At 73.3% G+C, this 24,940-nt stretch carries 23 protein-coding genes; 10 read left to right on the top strand and 13 right to left on the bottom strand.

The genetic code is table 11. The annotated features are described in order from the left end of the window. Nucleotides 1-58: 58 nt before the first annotated feature. Genes SM447_RS15925 through SM447_RS15905 form a run of 5 tightly spaced genes read left to right on the top strand, consistent with a single transcriptional unit; the run spans nucleotide 59 to nucleotide 5,139 of the window. Nucleotides 59-904 carry a hypothetical protein gene (locus SM447_RS15925; protein WP_474573566.1) on the top strand — a complete coding sequence of 282 codons (846 nt, stop codon included), beginning with the start codon at nucleotides 59-61 and terminating at the stop codon, nucleotides 902-904. Continuing rightward, complete coding sequence (locus tag SM447_RS15920; protein WP_474573565.1) at nucleotides 901-1,476, top strand: DUF4129 domain-containing protein; 576 nt, start codon at nucleotides 901-903, stop codon at nucleotides 1,474-1,476. The genes SM447_RS15925 and SM447_RS15920 overlap by 4 nt, the downstream gene beginning before the upstream one ends. Continuing rightward, nucleotides 1,473-2,849 (top strand): DUF4350 domain-containing protein, encoded by a 1,377-nt coding sequence (locus SM447_RS15915; protein ID WP_474573564.1) that lies wholly within the window; start codon nucleotides 1,473-1,475, stop codon nucleotides 2,847-2,849. Before SM447_RS15920 ends, SM447_RS15915 begins: the two co-directional genes overlap by 4 nt. Next, entirely contained in the window at nucleotides 2,846-3,832 is a 987-nt protein-coding gene (locus SM447_RS15910) for an AAA family ATPase (protein WP_474573563.1), read from the top strand. The genes SM447_RS15915 and SM447_RS15910 overlap by 4 nt, the downstream gene beginning before the upstream one ends. Then, nucleotides 3,829-5,139 carry a DUF58 domain-containing protein gene (locus tag SM447_RS15905; protein ID WP_474573562.1) on the top strand — a complete coding sequence of 437 codons (1,311 nt, stop codon included), beginning with the start codon at nucleotides 3,829-3,831 and terminating at the stop codon, nucleotides 5,137-5,139. Before SM447_RS15910 ends, SM447_RS15905 begins: the two co-directional genes overlap by 4 nt. A gap of 26 nt (nucleotides 5,140-5,165) precedes the next feature. Here SM447_RS15905 and SM447_RS15900 read toward each other — a convergent pair whose 3' ends face one another. Further along, nucleotides 5,166-6,149, bottom strand: a complete 984-nt coding sequence (locus SM447_RS15900) for a stage II sporulation protein M (RefSeq protein ID WP_474573561.1) — start codon at nucleotides 6,147-6,149, stop codon at nucleotides 5,166-5,168. Nucleotides 6,150-6,190: 41 nt separating this feature from the next. Between SM447_RS15900 and SM447_RS15895 the strand changes: the two genes are divergently transcribed. Both SM447_RS15895 and SM447_RS15890 read left to right on the top strand, forming a co-directional pair. After that, nucleotides 6,191-7,084 (top strand): RDD family protein, encoded by an 894-nt coding sequence (locus SM447_RS15895; RefSeq protein WP_474573560.1) that lies wholly within the window; start codon nucleotides 6,191-6,193, stop codon nucleotides 7,082-7,084. Further along, nucleotides 7,081-7,275, top strand: a complete 195-nt coding sequence (locus tag SM447_RS15890; RefSeq protein WP_474573559.1) for a hypothetical protein — start codon at nucleotides 7,081-7,083, stop codon at nucleotides 7,273-7,275. The genes SM447_RS15895 and SM447_RS15890 overlap by 4 nt, the downstream gene beginning before the upstream one ends. On the opposite strand, the gene ahcY is transcribed toward SM447_RS15890, so the two are convergent. The 7 genes from ahcY to SM447_RS15855 all read right to left on the bottom strand — a co-directional run bounded on the left by ahcY (nucleotide 7,276) and on the right by SM447_RS15855 (nucleotide 15,336). Beyond that, nucleotides 7,276-8,775 (bottom strand): adenosylhomocysteinase, encoded by a 1,500-nt coding sequence (gene ahcY / locus SM447_RS15885; RefSeq protein WP_474573558.1) that lies wholly within the window; start codon nucleotides 8,773-8,775, stop codon nucleotides 7,276-7,278. A gap of 294 nt (nucleotides 8,776-9,069) precedes the next feature. After that, a complete protein-coding gene (manA, locus tag SM447_RS15880; RefSeq protein WP_474573557.1) occupies nucleotides 9,070-10,227 on the bottom strand; it encodes a mannose-6-phosphate isomerase, class I in 1,158 nt (385 codons plus the stop codon). Nucleotides 10,228-10,230: 3 nt separating this feature from the next. Next, the gene (locus tag SM447_RS15875) at nucleotides 10,231-11,184 is read right to left on the bottom strand and encodes a cation diffusion facilitator family transporter (protein WP_474573556.1); all 954 of its coding nucleotides are present in this window, start codon (nucleotides 11,182-11,184) and stop codon (nucleotides 10,231-10,233) included. Further along, nucleotides 11,181-12,377, bottom strand: a complete 1,197-nt coding sequence (locus SM447_RS15870) for an SIS domain-containing protein (RefSeq protein ID WP_474573555.1) — start codon at nucleotides 12,375-12,377, stop codon at nucleotides 11,181-11,183. Before SM447_RS15870 ends, SM447_RS15875 begins: the two co-directional genes overlap by 4 nt. After that, a complete protein-coding gene (locus SM447_RS15865) occupies nucleotides 12,374-12,556 on the bottom strand; it encodes a Trm112 family protein (protein WP_474573554.1) in 183 nt (60 codons plus the stop codon). The genes SM447_RS15870 and SM447_RS15865 overlap by 4 nt, the downstream gene beginning before the upstream one ends. 62 nt (nucleotides 12,557-12,618) lie before the next feature. Further along, nucleotides 12,619-13,998, bottom strand: a complete 1,380-nt coding sequence (locus tag SM447_RS15860; RefSeq protein ID WP_474573553.1) for a phosphomannomutase/phosphoglucomutase — start codon at nucleotides 13,996-13,998, stop codon at nucleotides 12,619-12,621. Nucleotides 13,999-14,067: 69 nt separating this feature from the next. Beyond that, nucleotides 14,068-15,336 (bottom strand): hypothetical protein, encoded by a 1,269-nt coding sequence (locus SM447_RS15855; protein WP_474573552.1) that lies wholly within the window; start codon nucleotides 15,334-15,336, stop codon nucleotides 14,068-14,070. 253 nt (nucleotides 15,337-15,589) lie between these two features. Between SM447_RS15855 and SM447_RS15850 the strand changes: the two genes are divergently transcribed. Beyond that, nucleotides 15,590-16,825 carry an SUKH-3 domain-containing protein gene (locus SM447_RS15850; protein WP_474573551.1) on the top strand — a complete coding sequence of 412 codons (1,236 nt, stop codon included), beginning with the start codon at nucleotides 15,590-15,592 and terminating at the stop codon, nucleotides 16,823-16,825. 7 nt (nucleotides 16,826-16,832) lie between these two features. On the opposite strand, the gene SM447_RS15845 is transcribed toward SM447_RS15850, so the two are convergent. Continuing rightward, a complete protein-coding gene (locus tag SM447_RS15845) occupies nucleotides 16,833-18,272 on the bottom strand; it encodes an aldehyde dehydrogenase family protein (RefSeq protein WP_474573550.1) in 1,440 nt (479 codons plus the stop codon). Between the two features lie 139 nt (nucleotides 18,273-18,411). On the opposite strand from SM447_RS15845, the gene SM447_RS15840 reads away from it, so the two are divergent. Together SM447_RS15840 and gabT are read left to right on the top strand one after the other, a co-directional pair. Continuing rightward, nucleotides 18,412-19,848 (top strand): gamma-aminobutyraldehyde dehydrogenase, encoded by a 1,437-nt coding sequence (locus SM447_RS15840; protein ID WP_474573549.1) that lies wholly within the window; start codon nucleotides 18,412-18,414, stop codon nucleotides 19,846-19,848. A 4-nt stretch (nucleotides 19,849-19,852) separates the two neighbouring features. Beyond that, a complete protein-coding gene (gene gabT / locus SM447_RS15835; protein ID WP_474573548.1) occupies nucleotides 19,853-21,124 on the top strand; it encodes a 4-aminobutyrate--2-oxoglutarate transaminase in 1,272 nt (423 codons plus the stop codon). Between the two features lie 61 nt (nucleotides 21,125-21,185). Here gabT and SM447_RS15830 read toward each other — a convergent pair whose 3' ends face one another. From SM447_RS15830 to SM447_RS15815, 4 genes are all read right to left on the bottom strand, one after another. Next, nucleotides 21,186-21,866, bottom strand: coding sequence for an RlpA-like double-psi beta-barrel domain-containing protein (locus SM447_RS15830; protein ID WP_474573547.1), 681 nt, complete (start codon nucleotides 21,864-21,866; stop codon nucleotides 21,186-21,188). A gap of 120 nt (nucleotides 21,867-21,986) precedes the next feature. Further along, a complete protein-coding gene (locus SM447_RS15825) occupies nucleotides 21,987-22,622 on the bottom strand; it encodes a M15 family metallopeptidase (protein WP_474573546.1) in 636 nt (211 codons plus the stop codon). Then, nucleotides 22,619-23,743: a D-alanine--D-alanine ligase family protein gene (locus tag SM447_RS15820; RefSeq protein WP_474573545.1), complete on the bottom strand. Its 1,125-nt coding sequence runs from the start codon at nucleotides 23,741-23,743 to the stop codon at nucleotides 22,619-22,621. The genes SM447_RS15825 and SM447_RS15820 overlap by 4 nt, the downstream gene beginning before the upstream one ends. A gap of 64 nt (nucleotides 23,744-23,807) precedes the next feature. Beyond that, nucleotides 23,808-24,926 (bottom strand): threonine ammonia-lyase, encoded by a 1,119-nt coding sequence (locus tag SM447_RS15815; protein WP_474573544.1) that lies wholly within the window; start codon nucleotides 24,924-24,926, stop codon nucleotides 23,808-23,810. Between the last annotated feature and the right edge of the window lie 14 nt (nucleotides 24,927-24,940).

The following is a 24,940-nucleotide window of genomic DNA, read 5'->3' as shown; positions in this document are numbered from 1 at the left end:
CAACATGATCCCCGGGTGCGCCGCAGCGCGCCACCACCACCGCCTCCCAGGAGTACGCGTGCCCGAAACAGGCCCGACCGTCGTACTCCCCGGCCGCCCGCTCACCGTCGGCGAACTGCTCGACTCCGCCGTGCTGCTGCTGCGCGGCCGGGCGCTGGTGCTGCTGCCCCTCGCCGCCGTGCTGGCCGTCGCCGAACAGCTTCTGCTGCTGCCGCTGCGGACCATGGTCGGCGCCACCGGGCCGTGGTGGTGGGCGTCGGGTCTGAGCGAGTTCGGTCTCTTCTGGGTCCTGCTCGCGCTCGGCGCCGCGACCGAAGCAATGATCATCCTGATGCTCGGCAACCCGGCCGCCCGCGCCGCCGCCCGCGCGCTGCTCGGCCGCCGGGCCACCGCCGGGGACCTGCTGCGAGCCACCGACGGCCGCTGGGGCGCCACCGCCCTGCTCTGTCCCGTGGTCGGCGCGATCATGCTGCTCGCGTCCCTGCTCGGCCCCGGCTGGCTGGTCGGGTACGCCCTGCTGGGCGCGGTGGCCCCGGCGCTGGTGGTCGACCGGGTCGCGCCGGTCCGGGCGATCAACCGCTCCGTCGCGCTCGCGTTCCGGGTGAGCGGTCGGGCCGCCGCGCTGCGGCTGCTCGGATACCTCGTCTGGTGGATCATGCGGGTCGGGCTCGGCTGGGGGTTGTTCACCGGGCTCACCACCCTCGACCTGATCGGCGACGGCTGGACCACCGTGGCGGCGATGCTGGTCTGGGCGGCCGTGAACGCGGTCGCCTACGCCGCGTTGGCCTGCCTGGACGCGGTCGTCCACCTGGAGACCCGGATCCGCAGCGAGGGCCTGGACATCCGCCTCTCCCGCGCGCCCGCCGCCCGACCGGCCACGGAACTGCTGGCGGTCGGCCGATGACGAGCTTCAGCAGGTGGTGGACCGAGACCATCGCCGCTCTCGGCGACCACGTCCCGTTGCCGCTGGCCGGCCTGCTGCTGGTCCTGGCGACGATCCTGGCGGCGACCGCCTGGTACACCTTCCCCGCCTGGCTGCCCCGCCGGCTCCCCCGACCGCGCCGCCGTCCCGCCCGGCGGGCCGAGCGGGAGCCGGAGACCGCGTCGCCGGTCACCGGCGTACCGCCGCCGCCCGCGATGCCGGTCGGTACGGCGGTGGTGGCCGACCGGTTGGCCGCCGAGGGCCGCTACGACGAGGCGATCCGCGAGCGGCTGCGCGCCATGCTCCACGCGCTGACCGACCGGCACGTGGTGCGGGTCCGGCCGGGCATGACCGTCGCCGAGGTGGTCGCCGTGGCCGCCGCCAACCACCCACCGGCCGGGCCGCCACTGACCGCAGCCGCGGCGATCTTCTCCGAGGTGTGGTACGCCCAGCGCCCGGCCAGCGTCGAACACGACCACCGGATGCGCGGCCACGCGAGCCGGCTCGCGGACCTGCTCGCCGCGAGCCCGTCCACGGAACAGGAGAGCCGGTGAGGGTGGCAGGTCGTCGTCGCCGGATCATGATTCCGGTGCTGGTGGGGTTGCTGCTGATGGCGGTCACGCTGGTCACCCGCGAGATCGACCAGCCGGACCAGACCGACCGGGGCTTCCTCTCTCCCGTGGCGACCGGCGACCACGGAGGCAGCCGGCTCGCCGAGAATCTGGTCCGGCACGGTGTCATCGTGCAGCGCGAGACGGACACGCTGCGGGCACTGCTGGCCACCCGCCCCGGCCCGGCCACTCTGTTCGTCCCGGCGCCCGAGTTGCTGCACCCGCGGACCGTCAGCTTCCTGGGCCTGCTGCCCGACGGCACCCGGCTGGTGCTGGTCGATCCGCCTCGACGGGTGCTGGCCGCCGCCGGTCTGCCGCTGCGGCCGGCGGGCAGACGGTGGGCCGCCCGGGCGGTGGCACCGCACGACGACCGGCCGTGTCCACTGGCCGAGATCGTCCCCGCCGCCACCGCGGCGGTGGCCCGCCAGCGCTACTCCCCCACCGGCGCCGCAGGCAGCGTCGACCTCTGCTACGCCGCCGGCCTGGCCCGCCTGCCCGGGGCCGCCGAGAGCGTGGTGGTGGGTGCCAGCGACCCGTTCCGCAACGGTCGGATCCACGAGTGGGACAACCTGGCCTTCGCCACCGGTCTGCTCGCCACCTCCGGCCGGGTGGTCTGGCTCGACCTGGACGGTCCGGCACCGCCCCCGCCCGAGGCCGGTCCCGCCCCGACCCGACCGCTACCGGAACGCGCCGACGGCGGCGACGAGCCCGACGGCGCAGGGGACCTGGACGGCAGCGGGCACGGCGACACGACACCGCAGCGCCGTCCGGGCGGCGAGGCGTCCGGCCCCGGCGGGCCGGGAAGCTCCGGCGCACCCAACCCGCTCTGGTCGGCGTTCCCGCCGTGGTTCTGGGCGCTGCTGTTGCAACTCGCCCTGGCGGCGTTGTTGATCGCCGCCGGGCGGGCCCGTCGTCTCGGTCCGCCCACGCCGGAGCCGCTGCCGGTCTCCGTGCCGGCCGCCGAGACGGTCCTCGGGCGGGGCCGGCTCTACCAGCGGGCCCGAGCCCGGGAGAGCACCGCCCGGGTACTCCGGAGCGCGGCGATCGCCCGGTTGACGCGACGCCTGCACCTGCCCGCCGAGGCCGAACCCGCCGCCGTCGCCGCCACGGTCGCCGCCGGCACCGGCGACCGGCCCGACGCCGTCCGGGAACTGCTCTACGGCGACGCGCCGCGCACCGACCGGAAGCTGCTGGACCTGGCCGACGACCTGGACCGGGTGACGCGTGGCGGCGGACCGGCACCCGTCCAGCCCGTCCCCGACCAGCCGGCCCCGGTCCGGCTGCCGATGCCCCGATCCGAAGGAGACACCCGGTGACCCGACCCGCGACGACCGTGGACCCGCACGCCGCCGACCCCACGCGGGCCGCGCTGCACCGGTTGCGTACCGAGGTGGCGAAGGCGGTCGTGGGTCAGGAGGGCGCGGTCAGCGGGCTGATCGTCGCCCTGCTCTGCCGTGGCCACGTTCTGCTGGAGGGCGTACCGGGGGTCGCCAAGACGCTGCTGGTGCGTACGGTGGCCGCCGCGCTGGACCTGACGTCGCGGCGGGTGCAGTTCACCCCCGACCTGATGCCCGGCGACGTCACCGGCTCGGTGGTCTTCGACGCGCGAACCGCGGAGTTCACCTTCCGGGAGGGGCCGGTGTTCACCAACCTGCTGCTCGCCGACGAGATCAACCGCACGCCGCCGAAGACCCAGTCCGCGCTGCTTGAGGTGATGGAGGAACGGCAGGTGACCGTCGACGGCGAGCGGCGGGCGCTACCCGACCCGTTCATCGTCGCCGCCACCCAGAACCCCGTGGAGTACGAGGGCACCTACCCGCTGCCGGAGGCCCAACTGGACCGGTTCCTGCTCAAGCTCACCGTGCCGCTGCCCAGCCGGGACGAGGAGCTGGGCGTGCTCCGCGCGCACCACGCGGGTTTCGACCCGGGGAACCTGGCCGCCGCCGGGGTACGGCCGGTGGCGGACGCGACCGATCTCGCCGCCGCCCGCGCGGCGGTCGGCCGGGTCCACGTAGCCGATCCGCTGCTCGGCTACGTCGTCGACCTGTGCCGGGCCACCCGGGCCACCCCGGCGCTGGAGCTGGGTGCCTCGCCGCGCGGCGCGACGGCCCTGCTCGGCACCGCCAAGGCGTGGGCGTGGCTGAACGGACGCGACCATGTGGTGCCCGACGACGTCAAGGCGATGGCACGGCCCACCCTGCGGCACCGGTTGCGGCTGCGTCCGGAGGCCGAACTCGAAGGTGTCGGGGTGGATCCGGTCCTGGAGACGGTGCTGGCCACCGTGCCGACTCCGCGATGACCTGGCGGGCGGCGGCACTGCTCGCGGCGGGCGCGCTGACCCTGCCCGGGTGGCCGGCGCCCTTCGTCGGGGTGGCGGTGATGGTGGGCGTGGTCCTGCTGCTGGTCGGCGTGGACTTCGCGCTCGCCGCACCGCTGCGGGCGCTGACCGCCGAGCGGGCCGGTGAACGGGCCGTCCGGCTCGGTGACACCGCCACGGTCACCGTGCACCTGCGCAACGCCTCCGGGCGACCGCTGCGTGCCCGGGTCCGCGACGCCTGGGTGCCGTCGGCCGGGGCCCGCCCGGAGGTGCCGCCGACCCGCCTGGTGCGCGCCGCCCCCGGTGAGGTGCTCGCGCTGCCCAGTCACCTCACCCCCACCCGCCGGGGCGACCGGCCGGCGGTGGCCCTGACCGTACGCTCGTTCGGGCCGCTCGGGCTGGCGTTCCGGCAGCGGGCTGACCGGCCGGCCACCCCACCGTGGACGCTGCGGGTGCTGCCCCGCTTCGAGTCCCGTCGACACCTGCCGGAGCGCCTGTCCCGGCTGCGCGTCGTCGACGGCACGCAGGTCGGCCGGGGCCGTGGTCCGGGTACCGAGTTCGACGCGTTGCGCGAGTACGTCTCCGGCGACGACGTGCGCTCCATCGACTGGCGGGCCAGCGCCCGGCACAGTGAGGTGCTGGTCCGGACCTGGCGTCCGGAGCGGGACCGGCGGCTGATCTGCGTGCTGGACACCGGACGAACCTCGGCGGTACGCGTCGGCGACGAGCCCCGCCTGGACGCGTCGATCGAGGCGACGCTGCTGCTCAGCGCGCTGGCCGCGCGGGCCGGTGACCGGGTGGACGTACTCGCGACGGACGCCGTGCCCCGCGCCTCGGTGAGCGGGGCCGAACGACCGGGGCAGTGGAGCCGCCTGGCGCACGCGTTGGCCCCGCTGCAGCCCTCGCTGGTCGAGACCGACTTCCGGCTGATCGCCGGGGAGCTGCTACGGCGACACCGCCCACGCAGTCTGGTGGTGCTCCTCACCGCCCTGGAGCCCGGCGCGCTCGGCGAGGGACTGCTGCCGGTGCTGGCGCGGCTGACCGCCCGGCACCGGGTGCTGGTGGCCGCGGCGCAGGACCCGGTACTGGCCAGCCTCACCGGCGCACCACCACGACGTCCCGCGGACGCCTACACCGCTGCCGCCGCCTGGCGTACCCTCGCCGAACGCGAGCGCCTAACCGCGGCACTCACCCGCCACCAGGTCACCGTCGTCGACGCCCCCGCCGATCGCCTGGCCCCCGCCCTGGCCGACACCTACCTCCACCTCAAGACCACCGCTCAGCTCTGACCCACCCATTCAGGTTGATCATGAAGTTACTGCCCTCCGGGCGGCGTGTCGCGGGTGACAACTTCATGATCAACGGGGGTGGCGCGGGAGCCGAGGAGGAGGACGTAGGTGAGGAAGGCCAGCCAGGCGGTGGCGCCGAGCGTGATGCGCAGGGTCGCCGGTAGCGGTGCCGGGGTGACGAACGCCTCGATCACCGCGGCGACCGCGAACAGACCGACCAGGCCGACCGCGACCAGGACGCCGTCGCGTCCCGCCCGAGCCACCGCCTGCGCCCGGGTCAGTTGCTCCGGCGGTGCGATCCACGCCCACCCGATGCGCAGCCCCACCCCGGCGGCGACGAACACCCCGGTCAGTTCCAGCAGGCCGTGCGGGGTGATCAGGCCGAAGAAGACGTCCGCCCGGCCGTAGGAGACCATCACCCCACCGACCACACCGATGTTCACCGCGTTCTGCCAGAGCAGGTAGCCGACCGGCACGATCAGCACCCCCGCCGCCAGGCACTTCGCCGCCAACCAGGCGTTGTGCGTCCACAGGTGGAAGGCGAAGGTCGGCGCGGAGAACTCCGTGTAGTAGCCGGCGAAACCGGACTCGACCAGGTCGGCGGCCTCGTCGGTGCCGATGAACGCCGCCGCCGTCTCCGGATTGTCCGCCACGAACCACATCAGGGTGAAGGTGAGCATCGTGAAGGCCGTCGCCACCGCGCACCACCACGGTGCCGCGCGCCAGATCGCGCCGGGAAGGCCGGCCACCAGAAACCATCGGAGGGCCGTCCAGGAGGGGCGGGGCCGGCCGGTGATCCGTGCCCGCGCCCGGAGCACCACCTGGGACAGCTCGCTGACCAGTGCCGGGTCCGGCGAGCGACTGCGCAGCACCGACAGTTGAGTGGTGGCCCGCTGGTAGAGCACGACCAGCTCGTCGACCTCGGTCGCGTCGAGTCGCCGACGGGCGGAGAGCTGATCCAGGCGACGCCACTGTCCGCCGTGCTCCGCGACGTACGCGTCGACATCCACCGGCCACCTCCGACCGCGCGATCATAGTGTTCACTGTCGGGGTGAGCACAGCGGCGCGACCGTGGACCGCCCCGGGCTGGGGCGACGCCGGACTGGTCAGCGGCGAGGCGGTCGAACTCGACGTACGGGCCGCCCGGATCGGTTCCCGGGCGCTCGCGCTGCTGCTCGACGTGCTGGTGCAACTGCTGTTCGGTCTGCTGCTCGCGGCACTGGCCGGGCTGGTCCTGGCCGCACTGCCGTACGGCGTGCTCGACGCGGCGATGGAACGGGCGCTGCTCACCGTCGGGCTGGTGCTGCTGCTGGTCGGCTACCCGGTGCTATTCGAACGGTTCAACGACGGCCGGACACCGGGCAAGGCGGCGGTGGGGTTGCGGGTGGTCAGCGTCGACGGCGCTCCGGTCGGGTTCCGGCAGTCGCTCACCCGGGCGCTGGTCGGGGTCGCCGTGGAGTGGCCGGGTCTGGTGCTGCCGCTGCTGTCCTGGGTGGTCGGGGTGACCGTGATGCTCGGTGACGCCCGGGGGCGGCGGCTGGGCGACCTGGCCGCCGGCACCCTGGTGGTGCACACCCGCGCCGCGACCAGATGGCGCCCGGTACCTGCCACGACGCCGGTTCTGGCCGGTTGGGCGTCCTCGCTGGACCTGAGCAGGCTGGACACGGAACTGGCGCTCGCCGCCCGGCAGTACCTGGCCCGGGCCAACGGGTTGAGCGAGCCGGCGCGCGGCGAGCTGGCCCGGATGCTGTGGCGGCAGGTCGAAGGCGTGACGACCCCGGCGCCGCCGGCCGGGCTGTCGGAGGTGGTCTACCTGACCGCCGTCATCGCCGAGCGGCACCGGCGGGCCCGTCGCCTCCTGGCCGGTGAACGCGCGCTCGCCGAGGCGTTGTGGTCACCGGCCGGGACGGTATCGGCCGAGGATCGACCGGGGAGGTCGGGATGAGGGGTTTCGGGCCCTGGCTGGCGGTGCTCGCGGTGGTGCTGCTGCTCAGCGCGGCGCGGCTGCGCACCCTGGCGGCGCTGGTGTCGGTGCTCTGGCTGCTCTGGTGCGTCTGGACCTGGATCCGTCCCACCCGACGCCACGACACTCCCGGGGCCGGCCGCAGCGGTCAGCCCCGGGAGTGGCGTCGATGATCAGTAGCGGTAGTGGTCCGGCTTGAACGGCCCCTCGACGGCGATCCCGAGGTACGCGGCCTGCTCGCTGGTGAGCGTGGTCAGCTTGGCGCCGAGCGCGTCCAGGTGCAGCCGGGCGACCTTCTCGTCGAGGTGCTTGGGCAGCACGTACACGCCGATCGGGTAGTCCGCCGTCTTGGTGTACAGCTCGATCTGAGCGATGGTCTGGTTGGCGAACGAGTTCGACATGACGAAGCTGGGGTGGCCGGTGGCGTTGCCCAGGTTCAGCAGGCGTCCCTCGGAGAGCACGATGATCGCGTGCCCGTCGTCGAACTTCCAGAGGTCGACCTGCGGCTTGATGTTCTCCCGGGTGACGTCCGAACGCTTCGCCAGACCGGCCATGTCGATCTCGTTGTCGAAGTGGCCGATGTTGCCGACGATGGCCTGGTGCTTCATCCGGGCCATGTGCTCGTTGGTGATGACGTCGAAGCAGCCGGTCGCGGTGATGAAGATGTCGGCCTGCTCGACCACGTCGTCGAGGGTGGCGACCTGGTAGCCGTCCATCGCCGCCTGGAGGGCGCAGATCGGGTCGACCTCGGTCACCACGACCCGGGCGCCCTGGCCCCGCAGCGACTCGGCGCAGCCCTTGCCCACGTCCCCGTAGCCGAGCACCACGGCCATCTTGCCGCCGATGAGGGTGTCGGTGGCGCGGTTGATGCCGTCGATGAGCGAGTGGCGGCAGCCGTACTTGTTGTCGAACTTGCTCTTGGTCACCGAGTCGTTGACGTTGATGGCCGGGAAGAGCAGCGTGCCGGCGCGGTACATCTCGTAGAGCCGGTGCACTCCGGTGGTGGTCTCCTCGGTGACGCCCTTGATGCCGGCGGCGATCCGCGTCCACCGCTGCCCGTTCGCGGCCAGCGAGCGGTGCAGCAGGTCGAGGACGACCGCGTACTCCTCGGAGTCGGCGGACTCGACCGGCGGCACGGCACCGGCCTTCTCGAACTCGGCGCCCTTGTGCACGAGCAGCGTGGCGTCGCCGCCGTCGTCCAGGATCATGTTCGGCCCGTCCCCGTCGGGCCAGTCGAGCACCTGCTCGGTGCACCACCAGTACTCCGGAAGGGTCTCGCCCTTCCAGGCGTACACCGGCACCCCGGACGGGGCGTCGGCGGTGCCGTCGGGGCCGACGACGACCGCGGCGGCGGCGTGGTCCTGGGTGGAGAAGATGTTGCAGGACGCCCAGCGGACCTGCGCGCCGAGCGCGACCAGGGTCTCGATCAGCACGGCGGTCTGGATCGTCATGTGCAGCGACCCGGTGATCCGCGCGCCCGCGAGCGGCTGCGCGTCGGCGAACTCGCGCCGGATCGCCATCAGACCGGGCATCTCGTGCTCGGCGAGGCGGATCTCCTTGCGCCCGAACTCGGCGAGCGACAGATCCGCAACCTTGTAGTCGCCCTCGGCGACAGTACGCGGCCGGACCTCGGACGACGTGCCGCTGGGGGACGCCGGGAGGGTGCTGGTCATGAAAGCTCCTGTCGGACGATGGTGCTGCGCAACCTCCCACCTTACGCCCGCCCGAGCGCGGCGGCGGGGGCGGTTGCGGACAGCGCACGGGGCGGCCGGTCGTGGACGTGTGCCGTCCACCTCCGTCCGCCCCGTGCATCCCCCCGGTTTGGTTCCCCCGCGCGTTCTCGGACCATCGTCGCGATAACGCTGCGCACCCATAGAGTCACACTCCGCGAGAGATGAGTCAAGCAATTCCGGGAAAGTCGGACTTGTCGGGCGACGACTGGTCGACGTGGGCTTTCCGGAGCACCCTCAGACCAGGCCGGTCGAGGCGATGTACGTCTCACCCTCGCCGGTGACCGTCAGCGATCCGCCGGCGGCCGGCCCGACCGCGGCCCGACCGGGCCCGAGGGTCACCGGCGCCACGCCGTCTGTCACCGTGACCCGACCGGCGGTGCACAACACCACCCGCGGGCCCGGCACCGTCAGCGTGGCCTCGGGCCGCCCGTCGCCGACCGTCACCCGGTGCAGCGCGAAGTCGTCCACCGGCACGGGCCAGGTCACCACGCCGTCGGCGACCTGCCTGGGCGCGACGACCGGCCGCTCCAGCACCTCGAAGCGGAGCACCCGCAGCAGCTCGGCCACGTCCACGTGTTTCGGGGTCAGGCCGCCCCGCAGCACGTTGTCGCTGGCCGCCATCACCTCCACGCCGGTGCCGCGCAGGTACGCGTGCAGGTTCCCGGCCGGCATCCAGATCGCCTCGCCGGGGGCCAGCCGCACCCGGTTCAGCAGCAACGCCACCAGCACACCGGGATCGGCCGGGTACGCCTCGGCCAGCAGGGCGACCAGGTCCGCGTCCGGACCGCCCGCCGCCCGGGCCGCCGCCACCAGACCCGCACGCTCCGCGGTCGGCCACTCCAGCAGCCGGCGTACGGCCTCGGCCAGACCCGCCGGCCCGGCAGCCAACGCGTCGAGCACCGGCCGCAGCTGCGGTACCCCCAGCGCGGCGAGCGCCCGAGCCGAGTCGGCGGGAGCGCGGAACCCGCACAGCGCCTCCATCGGCCCGAGCGCTACCAGCAGCTCGGGCTTGTGGAACGGGTCGACGTAGTTGCGGTGCCCACCGGAGCGAGCCTGCTCCGCGGCGTGACCGGCCCGGGCCTGCTCGGCGTCCGGATGGGCCTGCAGGCTCAGCGGAGCCGCCGCGGCCAGCACCTTGAGCAGGAACGGCAGGCGGTTCCCGAACCGGCCCAGCACCGACTGCCCGAGCCAGTCGACCGGCTCGGCGGCGAGCACCTCGGTGAGCGCGATCCGCCCCCCGTCACGCTCGACCGTGGCCGGCGCGCACGGGTGCGCCCCGAGCCACAGCTCGGCCTCGGGCCGCTCGCTCGGCACCGGCCGCCCCTGGAGCTCCGCGATCGCCGAGCGGGAGCCCCAGGCGTACTCCTTGATCGGGCCGTGCAGCGGTTCCACCGGTCAGCTCCCAGCGTGCCCGGACGCTGGGGCGGGCTCCGCCGGGACCTGGTAGATGTCCGGTTCGAGGTAGATGACCCGGGCGACCGGCACCGCGGCCCGGATCCGCTTCTCCACGGCGTCGATGCCCCGGGCCACCTCCTCGGCGCTCTCGCACCGCCCCACCGCGATCTTCGCGGCCACCATCAGCTCCTCCGGGCCGAGGTAGAGAGTCTTCATGTGGATGATCCGCTCCACCTCGGGGCCCGCGGTGACCGCCCGCTCGATGGCCTCGACGTCCGCCGGCTCGGCCCCCTCCCCCAGCAGCAGGCTCTTGGTCTCCACGGCCAGCACGATCGCGATGGTCACCAGCAGCAGACCGATCATCGCGGTGCCGGCCGCGTCCCACCGGCCGTTGCCGGTGGCCAGGGTCATGCCCACGCCGAAGAGGGCGAAGACCAGACCGACCAGCGCGCCGAAGTCCTCCAGCAGCACCACCGGCAGCTCCGGCGCCTTCGACCGGCGGATGAACCTGGTCCAGGACTCGCGGCCCCGGACCAGGTTCGACTCCCGGATGGCGGTTCGGAAGGAGAACGACTCCATCACGATCGCCGCCAGCAGCACGGTCACCGGCACCCAGTGCCAACTGGTGATGCCGTGCGGGTGGGACCACTTGTGCCACGCCTCGTAGAGCGCGAACAGACCGCCGAGGCTGAACAGCACGATCGAGACGATGAACGCGTAGACGTAGCGCTCCCGGCCGTAGCCGAAGGGGTGTTGCGGGGTGGCTGCCCGCCGGGCCCGCTTGCCGCCGAGCAGCAGCAACGCCTGGTTGCCCGCGTCGGCGACCGAGTGGATGGACTCGGCGAGCATCGACGACGAACTCGTCAGCAGGTAGGCGACGAACTTCGTCACGGCGATGCCGATGTTGGCGAGCAGCGCGGCGATGATCGCCTTGATGCCACCCTGGGTGCTCACTGGTTGGCCAGTTCCTTCATCTCGGTGATCGCGGGCACCGCCATCGGGTCCAGGCCGTGCGCCAGCGCCAGGTAGATCGACGCGAAGTCCGGCACCGCCACCAGGGAGGCGAGCCGCTCCAGCGCGGAGCCGCCCTCGGCGGTGACCACGTCGCACCGTACGCCCCGACGCTCGGCGAGGGTCTGTACCGCGTCCGCGCGCCGCTCCTCGACGGCCAGGGGTTCGTCGGCATCGTCCTCGGCGTTCAGGCCGCCGTCGCGCAGCAGCACCAACCGCAGTCGGGTGCCCTGCTCGACGGAGTCGTCCGGGTCGGCGAAGATGTCCCGCTCCCCCTCGGCCAGGCCCCCGAAGACGCCGTCGAGCAGGCCGACCCGACCCCGTCCCGCCTCACCGAGCGCGCCGGTGACCACCGGGTACCGGGCGTTGGCCGACAGGGTGTCGCCGAAACGACGGGCGGCGACCGCCGCCAACGGCGACGAGCCCCACACGATCGGGATGGACCCGGCCAGACCGAGCGCGAGGGATTTCGCCGGGTTGACGAAGGACTCCGCGCTCGGGCGGCTACGGTCCGCGTCGGCGTCCAGCCGGGCCGCCGTCTCCGCCAGATCCGCCTCGTTGACCTTGACCAGCCCGAGCGCCCTGGCGGCGAGCAGGACCGGCACGGTCAGCCCCCAGAGGCTGGCCCGGGCAGGTGCCCGCCGGGGCACCGGGATGAACGGGGCCCGGGCCCGCTCGGCGACCGACTGCAACTGCGAGTCCGCCGGGCCCACCGCGACCAGCCGGGCACCCCGGCGTTGAGCGGCCTCGGCGGCACCCAGCGCCTCGGGGCTGCGGCCGGAGGCGCTCACCGCGATCACCACGTCGGCCGCGCCGACCCAACCGGGCACCCCCGCGCTGCGGTGCGCGATGACCGGCACCGGGCACCGTGGGCCGGCGACCGTGGCCAGCACGTCACCGGTACGCCCGGCGGTGCCGATGCCGGCGATCACGACCGCCCGGGGACGTCCCTCGTCGGCGAGCATGGAGAGGTTCGCCTCGGCGGCTAGGGCGGCCGACTCGCGTACCTGCGCGCCGGCCGAGGCGGTGTGCCGCAGCATGCCGCCGGGATCCCGTTCGGCGAGCGCCTGCGGGTCGTCGAGGAGTCGTTCGTCGGCGTTGCGGTGTCCGCTGACGCCGGCCGTTCCGTCGATCACGATCCCTCCGCGGGGCCACGCGCCTCGTCGAGCAGCAGCACCGGCACGTCGTCGCGGACCTCGAAGATCCGGCCGCACTCGGTGCAGGTCAACGTCTGGGCCTGCGCGTCGTAGTTCAGCGGGGCATGGTGTGTGTCCGGGCAGGCGAGGATTTCCAGCAACTGCGGGTCGAGGGCCACTGCGCGGCTCCTTCCACGTATGCGGCTTCACCGATCGGCGGTGCCGACCGGCGCGAGCGATCTTATCGGCGAACCCGGTCGAGCACCTCGTCGCGCAGCGCGGTCATCCGCTCGGCGGTGGGCGCCTCGACGTTGAGCCTCAGCAGCGGCTCGGTGTTCGAGGCGCGCAGGTTGAACCACGCCCCGTCCGGAAAGCGCAGGGTCAGCCCGTCCATCTCGTCGGCCTCGGCGTCCGGGTACGCGGCCCGCACCTCGGCCACCTTGGCCGCCTGGTCCGCCACGGTGGAGTTGATCTCACCAGAGGCGACGTACCGTTCGTACTCTCCGGCCAGCGTGGACAGCGGCAGCGGCTGCTCGCCGAGCGCCGCCAGGGTGTGCATCGCCGCCAGCATCCCGGTGTCGGCGAACCAGAAGTCCCGGAAGTAGTAGTGCGCCGAGTGCTCCCCGCCGAAGACCGCGTTGGTCCGCGCCATCTCGGCCTTGATGAACGAGTGGCCCACCCGGGCCACCACCGGCTGACCGCCGTGCTCCCGGATGATCTCGGGCACCGCGCTGGAGGTGATCAGGTTGTGGATCACCGTCGAGCCGGGGTGCTTGGCCAGTTCCCGGGCCGCGACCAACGCGGTGATCGCCGACGGGGAGACCGGCTCGCCGCGCTCGTCCACCACGAAGCAGCGGTCGGCGTCCCCGTCGAACGCCAGGCCGATGTCCGCGCCGTGCGCCACCACGGCGCGTTGCAGGTCGACCAGGTTGGCCGGGTCCAGCGGGTTGGCCTCGTGATTGGGGAACGTGCCGTCCAACTCGAAGTAGAGCGGCACGATCCGCAGCGGCAGGGCCGACAGGGCGGCGTCGCCGAGCACACTGGGCACGGTGTGCCCGCCCATCCCGTTGCCCGCGTCCACCACGACGGTCAGCGGTCGGATGCCGGAGAGGTCCACCAGCGTGCGCAGGTGTGCCGCGTAGTCGGGCAGCAGGTCGCGCCGCTGCGTCGGGGCGATCGGCTCGCCGAGTGGCTCGTCCTTGTCCAGCAGAGCCTGGGCCCGATCGCGGACCTCGGCCAGCCCGCTGTCCTGCCCGACGGGGCGGGCACCGGCGTGGCACAGCTTGATGCCGTTGTACTGCGCCGGGTTGTGACTGGCGGTGAACATCGCCCCGGGCAGCCCGAGCGCACCGGAGGCGTAGTAGACCATGTCGGTCGAGGCGAGCCCGATCTCGATGACCGGGCGGCCCTCGGCGCGTACGCCGGTGGCGAAGGCGGCGGCCAGCCCGGGCCCGGAGGCCCGCATGTCGTGCCCGATCAGCACCGCCTGCCCCGGCTCACCAGCGGCGTCGAGCATCTGGGCGAAGGCGACGCCGAGAGCACCGGCGACACGCTCGTCCCACTGGTCCGGCACCGTCCCACGGACGTCGTACGCCTTCACGATCCGGGACAGATCAGACACCGGTTCCACTCCTCGCCTGCGGGTCGTCAACGAACCTGAGCGTATCGGAGCGACGGGGCCGACCCCGGCTCAGCCGCCGAGCCCGCGCCCGTAGTCCCGCTCGTCCCCCTCTCCAGCGGCCGGCTGTCCGGGCGGCACGCCCCGGCCCGGCCCGGTCGGCGGTACGGCGGGGTGCGCGTCCGGCCGGCCCGGAGCGGGCCCGGCAGGCGGAGCGGAGGTGGGCGGGACCGCCCGCCCCGATGGAACGGCTGCGCGAGCGGCAGTGCCCGGCGGGACCGGTCGGGTCGGCTCACCCGGCTCGGCCGGACCCGTCGCTTCGGCGGGTTCGGCAGGTCGCGCACCGTACAGACCGCCGCTCGGACGGGACGTCGGTGCGCCTCCGTAGACCCGGGGCGTGCCGGCCCGGCCGGTCCCGTACGGCTGACCGGGCGGCACCGGCGGCACGGCGCCCAGGCCGGACGGCGGTGCCGGTGCGGCACCCGGGACCGGCGGGACCGGCACGGCGCCCGGACCACCGCCTGAGCGGTAGGTGGTGCCGCCCGGGTTGCGTGGCGGCGGGATCTCGAAGCCGTCGGCCGGCTGCCGACGGTTCTTGCGGTCCTTGCGGGAGCGGTGGATCAGCAGGCCGATGAGCAGGGCACCGGCGGCCACCATGGCGATGCCGAAATACATCACCGGCGATCCACCGGAGGACTCGCCCGCGGTCTGGGCAAGGTCGTCGGCCGGGTCCACGGCGAGCGCCACGGTCGGCGTGGCCGCCACGCTCGGCTCCTCGGCCACCGCCTCACTGGGCGAAGGCGAAGGCGACGGCGACGGGGACGGCGTCGGCGACGTCGGAAGCTGCCCGCCGACCACCCGCGACGACGCCGCGGCCCGGCCCAGCACCGCGCCCCGCGCCGTGGTGGCTTCGCCGGTCACCACCAGCCGACCAGCGGGGGCATCGGCGGCGAAGGCGACGCGGTACCGCATCGCCACACCCTTGCCCTTGCAGAGCTCGTCCTTGGCCGGCGCGACCGCCGCGGTGGTGACCAGTCCAGGCTGGCCGGAGACCCCCACCGGGACCCAGCGACCTCCCACGTTGGCCTGCACCGCCACCTGGTCGGCCCGCACGTCGGGCAGGCTCAGACCCAGCGCGGTGCGCACCCGCACGCAACCGTCGGTACGTTTGCGCACCTCCACGGTCACGCCCTCGGCCGAACGACCGGCGGTGAAGCTGCCCGCCGAACGCACCCGCACCCGGTCCTCGTCGGCCTGCGCGGGCGCGCCACCGAGCGCCACCAGGCTGCCCAGGAACACGCAGACCGTCGCGAGCCGCGCCGTGTGCCGACGTACCGACATGATCAACCACCGTTCCTCCCCCGACGGGGGAACGCGGGTCAGGCTACTACCGGGGCCGGACCTCGGCTGGTCGGCGAGCACACCGCATGTGCGCCGCGCCACGCTGCGGCAGTCGGGCCGGCGGTCCCGTCGTTCCGTCCCACACCCGCCCCGCTGGTGCCGCTCGGCGCGGGATACCGACCGTTCGTCTCACGTTCGGTAGGCTCGACCGCACGGAGCGCCACCAAACGACATTCTCCGATAGGTTCCCGGTGTGATCGACCGCGAACAGGCCGAGCAACTCGCAGCGGTGTGGGCCCGTCGCGACTCGCTGCGCCTGGGGCGCGAGTGCCGTCCCGCCGTCGCCGAGTTCGACCTCGGATACGTCATCACCTCCACCGTGTCCACTCAGGTCAGAGCACTTCCCGGTGACCTGCCGACGACCGTGGTCGACAAGCGGACCGGTGAGGTGACCACCTGGCCGCGGGTGCCGCCCGACGTGGTCGAGCGGCTCTACCGTCGCAGCCGGTCCACCTGCCCGTCGGTGGCCCGCACCGTGGATCCGGCCGGTCAACTGCTGCGGGAGATCCGGCGGGTGCCCACCCCGACCACGATCGCCCGCCTCACCGTCGAAGGGCGGACCTTCACCGCCCGGGGCGCCAAGGGAGACGTGGAGCTCAACCATCACCCGCTGGTCCGCGCGTACCTCGACCAGTTGCCGGCCGGTCGCCTCGTCCGCGGCGGGGAGCGGCACGCGGAGTTCGTCGTGCTCTCCGACGTCCTGCACGAGTACGATCACCGTCGCACGGCCGAAGGCATCGCCGCCATGAGTCTGGGCGACGCGAAGGACCTGCTGAACTCCACCCGCGTCGAGGTGTCCCAGCTCCGCGACCCGGGTGACCCGCACGGTGGGCCGGCCGAACGGCCGTGTGACTCGTGCCTGGAGATGCTGGTGGAGTTCAACGTCCTGGCGCGCGCCGAACAGGCCCACACCGAGCCCTGGTTCCCGGAGTCGGCCGACGACGACCCGGAACCCGGCCGGTTCCCCCCGGAGGTGGCGCGAGCACTGGTCGCCGCCGGCTGGCGGCCACACTTCGGTGACGCAGCCGCGGCGGCCTCGGCCGTACATGACGTCGGTGCGGTCGGTGGCCGGGCCCACGGGCACCCGGTCTTCCCTGCGGTGCTCGCCGCCCTCACCGCCTTCCCACGACTGCTCGGCCGGCGACGCGGCCCGGGCGAGCAGGTGTGGATCTCACGCTTCGACATCCGGCCCCGCGAGGTCGCTCACACCGCCGACTCACTCGGTGACTTCGCGGCGGTGATCGGCGCCCGGCTGTTCCCGATCGGCACCGAAGGCGGGCACAGCATCATCGCCGTCGACGAACACGGCCGGATCTTCGCGCTGGACCAGGCCGGTGAATGGCTCCTCGGGGCCGACATCGACGCGGCGCTCACCATCCTGCTGCTCGGTCGCGCCCCGGCCCGGGTACGCGACGACGGCAGTTGGTGACGGCCCCTCAGAGCTGCACCCCGGTCAGCACGGTGACGCGGGGCTCGGTGTAGTCGTCCATGGCGCTGCGCAGTCCCTCCCGACCCACGCCGCTGCCCTTCATGCCGCCGTACGGCATCTGGTCGGCGCGATAGGACGGCACGTCGCCGACGATCACCCCGCCCACCTCCAGGGTCCGGGCCGCGGCGAAGGCGACGTCGAGGCGGCGGGTGAAGACGCCGGCCTGCAACCCGTACGCCGAATCGTTGATCGCGGCGAAGCCGGCGGCGTCGTCCACCACCCGGTCCACGACGAGCACCGGTCCGAAGACCTCCTCCGCGTGCACCCGGGCGTTCCGGGGAACGCCGCTGAGCACCGTCGGCGGGTAGGTGGCGCCGTCGCGCCGACCGCCGGTCTCGATGGTCGCGCCGGCCGTCACCGCCTCGTCCACCCACGCCTCCACCCGGCGGGCGGCGGCCTCGGAAACCAGCGGGCCGACGTCGGTCAACGGGTCGGCGGGATCTCCGGTGCGCAGTTCCCGCACCGCGGCGACCAGTCGGGGCAGGAAACCGTCGTAGAGCCACTCGTGCACGTAGACCCGCTGCACGGCGATGCAGGACTGCCCGGCCTGGTAGTTGGAGAAGGTGGCGACCCGGTGCGCCGCGAAGGTCAGGTCCTCGTCCTCGGCCCAGTCCTGGCAGATCAGTACGGCCGCGTTGCCGCCCAGCTCGAGGGTCACGTGCTTGTCCGGAGCGGCGCGGCGGATCGCCGCGCCGACCGGTCCGGAGCCGGTGAACGAGACGACCGGCAACCGAGGGTCGGCGACCAGCTCGGCGGCGCGTTCGTTGGGCAGCGGCAGTACCGAGAACATCCCCTCCGGCAGCTCGGTCTCGGCCAGGATCTCGCCGAGCAGCAGCGCGGACAGCGGAGTGGCCGGCGCCGGCTTGACGACGACGGGGGCACCGACCGCGATCGCCGGGGCGACCTTGTGCGCCACCAGGTTCAGCGGAAAGTTGAACGGCGTGATGCCGAGCACCGGGCCCTTCGGCACCCGGCGGACCAGGGCGATGCGCCCGGTGGCCGCCGGATCGGTGTCGAGCCGTTGCAGCTCGCCCGAGAAGCGCCGGGCCTCCTCGGCCGCCCATCGGAAGGTGGAGCTGGCCCGGCCCACCTCCGCCCGCGACCACTTGATCGGTTTGCCGTTCTCGGCGGTGATCAGCGCCGCGACCTCCTCGGCCCGCTCGGCGAGCCGGCGCGAGACGTGGTCCAGGGCGGCCGCGCGGGCGTGCGCGGGCAGCGCGGCGGCGCTCGCGGCCACCCCGGCCGCCGCCGCCACCGCGGCCTCGACCTGGTCGGCGGTGGCGAGGGTGGTACGGCCGACGGGGTGGCCGTCGTAGGGGTGGTGGACGGTCAGCTCACCGGCACCGTGGGCGGGCCGGCCGGCGACGAAGAACGCTGTGGGCTCCACAGGCGCAGCCTAGACGACCCATCCGCCGACGGAAACAGTCGCCTTAACCCTTGTCTGCCGCGAATTCAGTAGCGAAGATGGCAGCACGATTGCGATAACCGCCGCAGCGCGACCCCGGACCCCTCGGAGTGATCCAGTCATGAGTGACCAGCAGAAGCTGCGCAACTTCGTCAACGGCGAGTACGTCGAGCCGGTCGACGGCGGCTACGCCGACCTGATCGACCCGTGCACCGGTGAGGTGTTCGCCCAGGCGCCGGTCTCCGGCACCGCCGATGTCGATGCGGCGATGCGGGCCGCCGCCACCGCCTTCGAGAGCTGGCGGGACAGCACGCCGGCCGAGCGGCAGCGGGCGCTGCTCAAGCTCGCCGACGCGGTCGAGGCCCGGGCCGCCGACCTGGTCGACGCGGAGGTGCGCAACACCGGCAAGCCCCGACAGCTGACCGCCGAGGAGGAGCTGCCGCCGGCGGTCGACGAGTTCCGCTTCTTCGCCGGCGCCGCCCGCCTGTTGGAGGGCCGTTCGGCCGGCGAGTACCTGGCCGGGCACACCTCCTACGTGCGGCGCGAGCCGATCGGCGTCTGCGCACAGGTCACTCCCTGGAACTATCCGCTGATGATGGCGGTCTGGAAGATCGCTCCCGCGCTCGCGGCCGGCAACACCGTGGTCCTCAAGCCCTCGGACACCACTCCGGTGTCGACGCTGCTGCTCGCCGAGATCGCCGCCGAGTACCTGCCGCCGGGCGTGTTCAACGTGGTCTGCGGCGACCGGGACACCGGCCGCGCCCTCGTCGCGCATCCCACCCCGCAGCTGGTCTCCATCACCGGCTCGACCCGGGCCGGCATGGAGGTCGCCGCGGCCGCCGCCCCCGACCTCAAGCGAACCCACCTGGAGCTGGGCGGTAAGGCACCGGTGGTGATCTTCGACGACGCGGACATCGCCGCGGCGGCCGAGGCCATCGCCGTCGGCGGCTACTTCAACGCCGGCCAGGACTGCACGGCGGCGACCCGGGTGCTCACCGCGCCCGGCGTCCACGCCGACTTCGTCGCCGCCCTCACCGAGCAGGCCCGCAACACGAGGACCGGCGCGCCGGACGACGAGGACGTCCTCTACGGCCCGCTCAACAACGCCAACCAACTGGCCCGGGTGCGTGGCTTCCTGGACCGGCTGCCCGATCACGCCTCGGTGGAGACCGGCGGCGCGCAGGTGGGCGAGCGCGGCTACTTCTACGCGCCCACCGTCGTCTCGGGGGTACGGCAGGACGACGAGATCGTCCAGGACGAGGTGTTCGGGCCGGTCATCACCGTGCAGCGGTTCTCCGACGAGGACGAGGCGGTGCGGTGGGCCAACGGCGTCGACTACGGCCTCTCCGCCTCGGTGTGGACCCGGGACCACGGCCGGGCGATGCGGATGACCCGACGACTCGACTTCGGCTGCGTCTGGGTGAACACCCACATTCCGTTCATCTCCGAGATGCCGCACGGCGGCTTCAAGCACTCCGGGCACGGCAAGGACCTCTCCGTCTACAGCCTGGAGGACTACACCCGGATCAAGCACGTCATGCACAACATCGAGGGCTGAGCCCATGTCGTCTTCGGAAGAGCTGCACAAGCGGCGCGGTGCCGCCGTCGCCCGGGGCGTCGGCAGCGTCATCACCTCCTACGTGGACAGTGCCTCGGGCGGCACGCTGACCGACGTGGAGGGCCGGCGGTGGATCGACTTCGCCGCCGGCATCGCGGTGACCAACGTGGGCAACTCCGCTCCGAGGGTGGTCGAGGCGGTTCGGGCGCAGGTCGAACGATTCACCCACACCTGCTTCATGATCGCGCCGTACGAGTCGTACGTGGCGGTCTGCGAGCGGCTCAACGCGCTGACCCCGGGCGGGTTCGAGAAGCGTTCGGCACTGTTCAACTCCGGTGCCGAGGCGGTGGAGAACGCGGTGAAGATCGCCCGGCACGCCACCGGCCGGCCCGCGGTGGTGGTCTTCGACCACGCGTACCACGGGCGGACCAACCTGACGATGGCGCTGACGGCGAAGAACATGCCGTACAAGCACCGGTTCGGACCGTTCGCCGGTGAGGTCTACCGGGTGCCGATGTCGTACCCGTTGCGCGACGGCGGCCTCGACGGCGCCACCGCCGCGGCCCGCGCCATCGAGACAATCGAGAAGCAGGTCGGCGCGGAGAACGTCGCCGCGTTGCTGATCGAGCCGATCCAGGGCGAGGGTGGTTTCGTCGTACCGGCGGAGGGTTTCCTGCCGGCGCTGCGCACGTGGGCGACGGCGGCCGGGGTGGTCTTCGTCGCCGACGAGATCCAGACCGGCTTCTGCCGCACCGGTGACTGGTTCGCCTGCCAGCACGAGGGCGTGGAACCGGACCTGGTCACGCTGGCCAAGGGCATCGCCGGTGGGCTGCCCCTGGCCGCCGTCACCGGCCGGGCGGAACTGATGGACGCGGTGCACGTCGGCGGGCTCGGCGGCACCTACGGCGGCAACCCGATCGCCTGCGCCGCCGCCCTGGCCAGCATCGAGACGATGCACGAGCTGGATCTGGCCGCCGCCGCCCGGCGGATCGGGACCGCGCTGGGCGGGCGGCTGCGGGCCGTCGCCGCCCGTGACCCACGCATCGCCGAGGTACGCGGACGCGGCGCCATGCTCGCCGTGGAGATCGTGCGGCCGGGCACCCTGACCCCGGACCCGGCCGCGACAGCGGCGGTCTCGGCCGCCTGCCACGCCGCCGGCCTGCTCACCCTCACCTGTGGCACGTACGGCAACGTGCTGCGCTTCCTGCCCCCGCTGGTCATCTCCGACGACGAACTAACCCGCGGCCTGGACATCCTCGACACCGCCTTCGGGTGAAAGGAAGGGCCCCCTATTAACGCCTGCTGTATAGGAAGGGCCCCCTCCTAACACCCCACCCTCAGCGCAGCAGCTCGACGGTGTTGTTGCGCACCAGGTTCTTGCCCGGCTCCCGGATCTGCTCCATCGCGGCGGAGTTCAGCAGCACGCAGCTGCCCGAGGGACCGGTGACCGTCACCGTGGTCGCCTTGTTGTTGTCCAGGTTGGTCACCCGCAGCCGGGTACCGATCGGAAACCGGTCGCTGGTCGCGGCCGGGCCGGCGGCCTCCTCGAAGAAGGTGATCGCACCCTGGCAGGCCGAGCCGGTGACGGGCCGGGCCGCCGGCGGTGAGGCCGACCCCGGCCGGTCGCCCACCGCACCCGGCCGCCCCGCGCCCGGCTGCGCGGCGGCGTCGCCGATCCGCTCGACCACGTTGCGCCGGATGACGTTCTTGCCCGGCTCGCGGACGAGTTCCATCGCGGCGGTGTTGAGCAGCACGCAGCTGCCCGACGGACCGACCACGGTGACCTCCGCCGACCTGTCGTTGTCGAGGTTGGTCACCCGCAGCCGGGTACCGACCGGGAACTGGTTGCTGGTGGCGGCCGGTGCGCCGCCCTCGGCCGAGAACGTGATCGATCCCGAGCAGACGCTCTGCCGGGCCGGTGCGCTGTCAGCGAATCCGAGTCCGGTGCCCACCGCCACCGTCGCCGCGGCGACCACCGCCACCCCCGCCGCCAGCACGTGCTTCCGCTGCAGCTTCACCTGTTCCTCCCGTCCTCACACCCGTCCGTTCGCGGGCTGGTACGGGCTGGGAGCGCTTTCCAGTTCAGCGCAGTGACGCGTATCGAAAACAAGGTTTCGAATGAACCGGGGATCCATCGGTCATACCGGGCCGTAACGGGTGTGCGGCGCACCGGTCAGCAACGCCCAGTAGCGATCACCGTACGACCAGTGCCACCACTCGGTCGGGTAGTTCACCAGCCCCGCCCCGCGCAGCGCGGTCCCCATGATCTGCCGGTGATGACGAGCCTCGGCGCCGATCGACGACGCGGCCGTGAAGCAGGCGTTGGCGCTGGCCTCGGGGGTGGCGTCGACCGCGGTGCCCATGTCCAGCTCGACGCCGTCCGCGGTGCAGAGCGTCAGATCCACCGCTCCGCCGGTGCTGTGCGGTGCCACCTCCACCGGCGAGACGAACTTGGTCGTCTCCCGGTACAGCCGCTCCGGCGACCAGTCCGGGTGGCTGCGCCGCAGTTCCTCCTGATAGCCGGTGAAGATGTCCAGCTGCGCCTGGTAGGGCCGGTAACCCTCGATGACCAGCAGACGCAGGCCGTCGGGCAGCGCCCGCTGCGCCGCCAGCAGCCGGTCCACCACCGGCCGGCGCAGCCGGGCGTACGCGCCGGCCGGATCGGCCGCCCGCGCGTCCAGCCGCAGCTCGGCCACCTCGCGCAGGTCCACCAGGGGTTCCCCGTCGTCGACACCGGGTACCGCCGCGACGCGCGGATCGCAGAGGAGGATCACCGCTCGCCTCCCGCGCCGGGCCGCTCCGCGTGCCGAGCGAAGGCCAGCGCGACGAGACGGTCCAGGATCTCCCGGTACTCGACACCGACCGCCGCCCACACCTTCGGGTACATCGAGTGCGCGGTGAATCCCGGCATCGTGTTCAGCTCGTTGACGTACAACTCGCCGGCGACCTCGTCGTAGAGGAAGTCGACCCGGGCCAGGCCCCAGCCACCGATCGCGGCGAACGCCCGCACCGACAGCTCCCGGATCCGCTCGGTCACCTCCTGCGGCAGCGTGGCCGGGACGATCATCGGATCACTGTCGCCGAAGTACTTCTGACGGTAATCGAACCAGCCGCCGGTCACCCGGACCTCGCCGACCGCCGAGGCGTCCGGGCGGGTGCCACCGAGCACCCCGCACTCCAGCTCCCGGCCGCTCACCCCCTGCTCCACCACGACCAGGTTGTCGTGCCGCAGCGCCTCCTCGATCGCCGCCGCCAGATCGTCGCCGTCGGCCACCCGGGAGATGCCGATCGAGGAACCCATCCGGGCCGGCTTGACGAACAGCGGCCGGCGCAGCCCCACCACCAGCTTCTCCGGATCCTCCACGGCGCGGTAGGTGGTCGCGTCGAACGAGACGTGCGGGGTGATCGGGACCTCCTCGGCCCGCAACGCCCGTTTCATCGCCACCTTGTCCATCCCCAGCGCGGAGGCGAGGATGCCGCACCCGACGTACGGCACGCCCAGAGATTCGAGCCACCCCTGCACCACACCGTCCTCACCGAACGGGCCGTGCAGCACCGGGAAGACCACGTCCAGTTCGGCGTGCACCGCGCCGGGCGAATCCGCCGCGGTCACCACCGCGGTACCCGGACGCGGCCCGGCCCGCAGTTCCACTGCCGGACCGATCACGCTCAGCCGGTCGTCGATGGCCCGCTCGGCCGCCGTGCCGGCGAGGAACCCGGACAGCGCCGCATCCGGGACGAGCCGCAGCCCACCACCGCGGGTGACGCCGATGGCGACGACGCGGTATCCGCCGCCCGCCAGCGCCCGGGCCACCCCGAGTGCGGAGGCGCAGGAGACGTCGTGCTCCGCCGACGGGCCACCGAACAGGATGCCGATTCGCACGGGCGCACTCATGCCCCCACCTCCCGCTCGCCGCCGAACCTGCGCCCCGACAGTTCCCAGCCCATGATCAACCCACTCATGCCACTGCCACCTCTTCCTCAAGTCGGGCGGTCGTCGCCAGTCGGGCGACCAGTTCCGCCTCCACGTTTCCGCCGGTCAGCACCACACCGACCGTGCGCCGCCGGTGCCCGTCGGCGGCCACCGCCGGCAACCGCTCGACGTCGGCCAGGCGACCGTCGACGGTCGACCGGCCCGCCAGCTCGTCCTCCTCGCCGGACCGGCGCAGCGTTCCATCGGCGGCGAGCCGCAACGCGCCGGCCAGGCCGGCCGCGCCCGACGGCTCGGCCAGCACCTTCAGCTCCATCAGCAGCAGCCGGAACGCCTCGGCGATCTCGTCGTCGTCCACCCGCACCACACCGCTCAGGCGGGTGCGCAGGATGGCGAAGGGCAGCTCACCCACGCAGGACGGGCGTAGTCCGTCGGCGATGGTCGGTGCCGGTGCGACCGGTACCCGTCGACCGGCCGCCAGGCTGCGGGCCAGCGAATCGCAGCCGCGCGGTTCCACGCCGTACACCTCGATCGGTCGACCGGCGGCGGCCAGGCAGGCGCCGGCCACGCCGCCGCCCCCACCGACCGGCAGCACGAGGGCGTCCAGTGGGGTACCGGCCTGCTCGGCCTGTTCGATCAGTTCGAGGGCGGCGCTGCCCTGCCCGGCGACGACGTCCGGATGGTCGTACGCGTCGACGATCGGGTGGCCGGTCTCCTCGCTCACCCGGCGGGCCGCCGCCAGCCGTTCCTCGACCGTGGTGCCGGCGAGGACCACCCGGGCCCCCGCCGCACGGGCCCGGGCCACCTTCGTCGGTGCCGCGTCGACCGGAAGCACCACCGTGGCAGCCAACTCGAACCGCCGCGCGGCGAGCGCCACCGCCACCGCATGGTTGCCGGTGCTCTGCGCCACGACTCCGGCGTGCCCGGCCGCAGCCAGTCGACCCACCGCGAACAGCCCGCCGCGCATCTTGTACGAGCCCCCGGTCTGCAGGTTCTCCGCCTTCAGCAGCACCCGCGCACCAGCCAGCCGGTCGATGGCCGGAGCGCGCAGCACCGGCGTACGCAGCACCCGGCCAGCGAGCCACCGGGCCGCCGCCGTCACATCTGTCGCGGCCGTGGCCGCGCCGAACGGATCGAATGTGGACATCTCAGCTCCTTTGC

This window comes from Micromonospora aridisoli (assembly GCF_056150025.1).
Note: the sequence above shows the minus strand (reverse complement) of the source record. Positions and strands in the feature narration are given on the sequence as shown.

What these genes read in the sequence shown, in the direction of transcription:
- SM447_RS15920 (WP_474573565.1), top strand. Translation starts at nt 901, where the DNA reads ATGACGAGCTTCAGCAGGTGGTGGACCGAGACCATCGCCGCTCTCGGC.
- SM447_RS15905 (WP_474573562.1), top strand. Translation starts at nt 3,829, where the DNA reads ATGACCTGGCGGGCGGCGGCACTGCTCGCGGCGGGCGCGCTGACCCTG.
- SM447_RS15890 (WP_474573559.1), top strand. Translation starts at nt 7,081, where the DNA reads ATGAGGGGTTTCGGGCCCTGGCTGGCGGTGCTCGCGGTGGTGCTGCTG.
- ahcY (WP_474573558.1), bottom strand. Translation starts at nt 8,775, where the DNA reads ATGACCAGCACCCTCCCGGCGTCCCCCAGCGGCACGTCGTCCGAGGTC.
- SM447_RS15855 (WP_474573552.1), bottom strand. Translation starts at nt 15,336, where the DNA reads ATGTCGGTACGTCGGCACACGGCGCGGCTCGCGACGGTCTGCGTGTTC.
- SM447_RS15840 (WP_474573549.1), top strand. Translation starts at nt 18,412, where the DNA reads ATGAGTGACCAGCAGAAGCTGCGCAACTTCGTCAACGGCGAGTACGTC.
- gabT (WP_474573548.1), top strand. Translation starts at nt 19,853, where the DNA reads ATGTCGTCTTCGGAAGAGCTGCACAAGCGGCGCGGTGCCGCCGTCGCC.
- SM447_RS15820 (WP_474573545.1), bottom strand. Translation starts at nt 23,743, where the DNA reads ATGAGTGCGCCCGTGCGAATCGGCATCCTGTTCGGTGGCCCGTCGGCG.
- SM447_RS15815 (WP_474573544.1), bottom strand. Translation starts at nt 24,926, where the DNA reads ATGTCCACATTCGATCCGTTCGGCGCGGCCACGGCCGCGACAGATGTG.